Source organism: Aquipuribacter hungaricus (assembly GCF_037860755.1).
GTDB classification, from domain to species: domain Bacteria; phylum Actinomycetota; class Actinomycetes; order Actinomycetales; family JBBAYJ01; genus Aquipuribacter; species Aquipuribacter hungaricus.
This window is the reverse complement of record NZ_JBBEOI010000315.1, coordinates 1-3,484: the sequence shown is the minus strand read 5'-3', so window position 1 is coordinate 3,484 and position 3,484 is coordinate 1. Positions and strand designations below refer to the sequence as shown.

General features: G+C 78.9%; 6 protein-coding genes. 4 read left to right on the top strand and 2 right to left on the bottom strand.

Going from position 1 to position 3,484, the window contains the following annotated elements; all coding sequences use genetic code 11:
- Positions 1-154 precede the first annotated feature (154 nt).
- Both WCS02_RS18850 and WCS02_RS18845 read right to left on the bottom strand, forming a co-directional pair.
- Positions 155-664 (bottom strand): hypothetical protein, encoded by a 510-nt coding sequence (locus WCS02_RS18850; protein WP_340295825.1) that lies wholly within the window; start codon positions 662-664, stop codon positions 155-157.
- Positions 665-671: 7 nt separating this feature from the next.
- Complete coding sequence (locus WCS02_RS18845; protein ID WP_340295824.1) at positions 672-1,238, bottom strand: RNA polymerase sigma factor; 567 nt, start codon at positions 1,236-1,238, stop codon at positions 672-674.
- A gap of 198 nt (positions 1,239-1,436) precedes the next feature.
- Here WCS02_RS18845 and WCS02_RS18840 point away from each other — a divergent pair, with 198 nt between their 5' ends.
- The 4 genes from WCS02_RS18840 (at position 1,437) to WCS02_RS18825 (ending at position 3,349) form a co-directional block, all read left to right on the top strand.
- Entirely contained in the window at positions 1,437-1,958 is a 522-nt protein-coding gene (locus WCS02_RS18840) for an Asp23/Gls24 family envelope stress response protein (RefSeq protein ID WP_340295823.1), read from the top strand.
- Positions 1,955-2,299 (top strand): hypothetical protein, encoded by a 345-nt coding sequence (locus WCS02_RS18835; protein WP_340295822.1) that lies wholly within the window; start codon positions 1,955-1,957, stop codon positions 2,297-2,299. The genes WCS02_RS18840 and WCS02_RS18835 overlap by 4 nt, the downstream gene beginning before the upstream one ends.
- Positions 2,300-2,796: 497 nt before the next feature.
- Positions 2,797-2,988 carry a DUF2273 domain-containing protein gene (locus WCS02_RS18830; RefSeq protein WP_340295821.1) on the top strand — a complete coding sequence of 64 codons (192 nt, stop codon included), beginning with the start codon at positions 2,797-2,799 and terminating at the stop codon, positions 2,986-2,988.
- Positions 2,981-3,349 carry an Asp23/Gls24 family envelope stress response protein gene (locus tag WCS02_RS18825; protein WP_340295820.1) on the top strand — a complete coding sequence of 123 codons (369 nt, stop codon included), beginning with the start codon at positions 2,981-2,983 and terminating at the stop codon, positions 3,347-3,349. Before WCS02_RS18830 ends, WCS02_RS18825 begins: the two co-directional genes overlap by 8 nt.
- The last annotated feature ends 135 nt before the right edge of the window (positions 3,350-3,484 follow it).

Here is a 3,484-nt window from a genome sequence, read left to right as displayed (position 1 = left end):
CACCCCGGCGGCGGCACGGGCGGCACCGGCGGGACCCGTCGCCGCGGCGGCTCCGGCCGCCCCGCGCGCTCGCGCTGACCCACCCCGCACCGAGCACCGGCACCAGCACCACCGCAGGGCCCTTCCTGGCAGCAGGACGGGCCCTGCCTGCGTCTCAGGGCAGCGGCACCACGTCGACGACCTCGACGTCCACCGGCAGCGTGACGCCCAGCAGGTCCTGCAGCACGTCCACCGTCGCGGCCCGCACGGTCTCCGCCGCGGCGCGCACGTCCCCGCCGTAGACGAGCTCGACGTCGACCTCCACCGAGCGGGCCGACGTGCCGTCCGCCACGACGGCGACCCCCGTCGGGCGGGTGCCGGGCAGGGCCGCCACGGCACGGCGGACCGCGTCGACGACGACCCGGGTGTCGACCTGCAGCCGCCCGGCCTCGTCCTCGCCCACCGTGAGCGGCCGGCCGGGCCGGCTGACCGAGCGCAGCCGTGACCGCAGCCGGTCCGCGACCTCGACCCAGCCGGGCTCGGGCAGGTCGCGGAGCTCCTGCGTGGCGCGGGCGAGGGTCTCCCCGCCCGTGGGCGAGGCGCCGGGGGCGGCGGGCAGCCGTCGCGGCACCGAGGGGTCCACCGCGGGCATGTCGTACAGGGGACGTGTCCGGGGGTCGCTCATCGTCGGCTCACGGTCGCCATGTCGCCATCCTCTCCTCCAGGGCACGTCGCGCCCGGGCGAGCTGCCCGCGCACCACGTCCGGTCCCATACCCAGGACCTCGGAGATCTCCCGCGGCGGGAGACCCTCGATCTCGGCCAGCAGCCAGCAGGCACGCTGGCGGTAGGGCAGCGAGGCGAGCGCCTCGTCCAGCGCGCGGGCCAGGTCCGAGCCCTCGGCGTGCAGGGTCGGGTCCGACCGGTCGTCCGCCGGGCGCGAGGCCACCGCCCCGTCGTCGACCGGCAGGGGACGGCGGCGGCGGGCGATGTCGAGCGCCTTGTGCGACGTGAGCCCGAACAGCCACGTCCGCAGGGCGGCGTCCCCGCGGTACCGGTCGAGGGATCGCCACGCCGCGACGAAGGCGTCCTGGACGGCCTCCTCGGCGTCGCCGGGGTCGCTGAGGACCCGGCGCGCGTACCGCAGCATGCCCGGGCCGTGGCGCAGGACGATCTGCTCGAACGCCTCGCGGTCCCCCAGGGACGCGGCCCGGGCGAGCGCGAGGTCGCCCTCCCGGGGGGCCCCGGGCTCGTCCGTCACGGCGCACAGCGGAGCACCGCCCCCGGAGGCGCGCAACCGGACCGGTCGGGTGGGACCACCGACCCTGCGCCCCGTCGGCGCACCCCCCGGCGACGGGTGACCCAGGTCACACAGAGATCGCGTGCGGATGACAGGGTCGTGCACGACTCACCTGTGTCCCGCGAACCGCACACCCCACACACCGAGGAGACGACCCCCATGGTCGACGCCATCCCCGCCCCCGCCGGCCACCGCGACGGTGCCGGCACCCGCGGCGCCACGAGCAGCCCGGCCGCCCCCGGCTCCGCGCTGGCCACCACCGACTCCGCGCTCGACAGCGGCCTCGGGCGCACCACCATCAGCGACACCGTCGTGTCCAAGATCGCCGGCATCGCGGCCCGCGACGTCGTCGGCGTGCACTCCCTCGGCGGCGGGGCCACCCGCGCCGTCAGCGCGCTGCGCGAGCGGATCCCCGGCGGTCGCACCAACTACGCCCAGGGCGTGGCGGTCGAGGTCGGCGAGCGGCAGGCCGCGGTCGACGTCGACATCGTCGCCGAGTACGGCGTGTCCATCGCCGACCTCGCCGCCGGGATCCGCGAGAACGTCGTCACGGCGGTCGAGCGCATGACCGGCCTGCAGGTGACCGAGGTCAACATCGTCGTCCACGACGTCCACGTCGAGTCCGACGACGACGACACCGACGGGACCGTCGTGGGCACCGAGGCCCCCCGGGTCCGGTGAGCACCTCCCCCGCGGCCGGCGGCCTCGCCCAGCAGGCCGACCTCGTCCGGACCACGGCCCTGGCCGTCCCGGGCGTGGCGGACCTGCACGGCGGCGCCCTGGGCGAGGTGGCCGTCTACCTGCCCGGCCGCCGGGTCACCGGCGTCCGGCTGCGGGACGACCGCACCGAGGTGCACCTCGTCGTCACCATGGGCGCACCCGTACGACCGACGGCGGAGGCCGTCCGCGACGCCGTCGCCCTGGTCCGCCCGGGCCGCGTGGACGTGGTCGTCGAGGACGTCCGCGACACCTCCCGCGAGCCCACGCCCGAGCCCGTGGCGGGCCCGGCCCCCGGCGAGTGACCGGCCCGCAGGACCCGGACGCCGGGCGGCGGGCCCGTGCACGCGCCGTCGCCCGGCGGCTGCACCCCGACCTCGGCGGGGACCCGGAGGCCTACCTGGCCGCGATGGCCGCCATCGACGACCCCGGACCGACGGGTCGGCCGGGCAGGGCCGGCACGACAGGCCCGGCGGGTTCCGCGGGTCCGGCGGGCTCCGTGCCGCCGGTCACCGTGCCCGCGGCCGGCGCACGGTCCCGCCCGACCGGGGACACCTCCCGGCGCGCCCGGCTCCGCCGCCAGGTGCGGCGTCACCTGCACGGGCTCGCGGGCGCCGCCAGGGACAGGCTCCCCCGGCAGGTGCCCGGCGCCCGCCGCCGGGCACGACCCTGACCCGCGCCCCGGTCCCGCACCGCCCGCCGCGCCGTACCCCCCTGCGGCACGCACCCGTCGCCCCGCACCACCACCGACCAGCACCACCCCGACCAGCACCGCCCCGACCAGCTCCTCCCGGAGGACCCTGTGCGCACCTCGACCCTCGGCCTGGTGGCCGGCCTGCTGCTCGCCCTCGCGGCGACCACGGGCGGCCTCACCGGCTTCCTGCTCGCCCTCGTCCTCGGCGGGCTGGGCTACGCCCTCGGCCTGTGGCGCGACGGCGAGATCGACCCGACCGACCCCGCGTCCTTCCGCCCCCGCGGCCGCACCCGTGCCTGACATCCTCGCGCCGGCCGCCGAGCGCGGCCGCCTCGACGTGCACCCCCGTGTCGTGGAGGCCGTCGGCCGGCGCAGCGCGGGCGAGGTCGAGGGCGTGGTCCCCACCCGCCCCACCGGGCTCGACAGCCTCGTCCGGCACCGGCTCCCCGGCGCCGACGCCCGCGTCGACGCCGGCCGCGCCCGCCTCGAGGTGCAGGTGGCCACGCTGTGGGGACGCCCCGCGGCCGACGTCGCCGGCCGCGTCCAGCGCCACGTCGCCGCACGCGTCACCGAGCTCACCGGCCTGCCCGTCGAGGCCGTCCACGTGACGGTCGCCGCCGTGGTCGTCCCGGAGGACCGTCACGACAGGAGGGTCCTGTGAGCACCGCCACCCCGACCCGCCGCGCCCTGCGCGCCGACCGCCCCGGCGCGACCGACGCCCCCGGGAGCCCCGCCCCAGGGGCGGAGGAGACGGACGGCGCGCACGCCCCGGCGCCCGCGTCGGAGGTGCTGCCCC